Below are 567 nucleotides of genomic sequence, written 5' to 3'. Positions count from 1 at the left end.
ATCTGGAGGAATAAATATGGGAATAAAGGTTGGTATAACAGGGCCGGTTGGCTCCCAAATAGCCATTGATAACATGAATAGAACATTAATAAACAGCATTGATGTATCAGTTATACATAGCATGGGCATTAATATTGCATTTAACGGCAATAGGGTAAATTTATGGGGCTTTACTCCCGGAGCATCAAATAGAAAGCAGTGGAGCAATTTTACTGCAGGAGATTATGTATTATTTATACCTACACATGGCATGATAATTGTAACAGAAATTACTGAAAAAATGGAAAGCGACAAACTTGCCAGGTATATATGGGGTACGGATGAAAATGGAAATACATGGAGTTTAATATTTTTTGTAAATGTTATTGCCAAAGTAATAAAAGATAAAAGGGAATTTCTTACAGAACTTGGTTATAGTGATAAGGATAACTTACTTGGAAACAGGAGAGTAACAGAAAAATTCCATAAGATATACTCATCGGTTAATGATTTTATAGATAGTAATTCATACAAAAATGGAAATATTAATTATAAAGAATTAACGATAGCCTATTTAAAATTCAATTT

General features: G+C 31.4%; 1 protein-coding gene. It reads left to right on the top strand.

What is annotated here, in order from left to right:
- Positions 1 to 16: 16 nt before the first annotated feature.
- The coding region (locus tag AOG54_RS04570) for a hypothetical protein (RefSeq protein WP_156324211.1) at positions 17 to 567 on the top strand (551 nt) is incomplete at its 3' end.

It is taken from the genome of Acidiplasma aeolicum, from assembly GCF_001402945.1.
GTDB classification, from domain to species: domain Archaea; phylum Thermoplasmatota; class Thermoplasmata; order Thermoplasmatales; family Thermoplasmataceae; genus Acidiplasma; species Acidiplasma aeolicum.
Note: the sequence above shows the minus strand (reverse complement) of the source record. Positions and strands in the feature narration are given on the sequence as shown.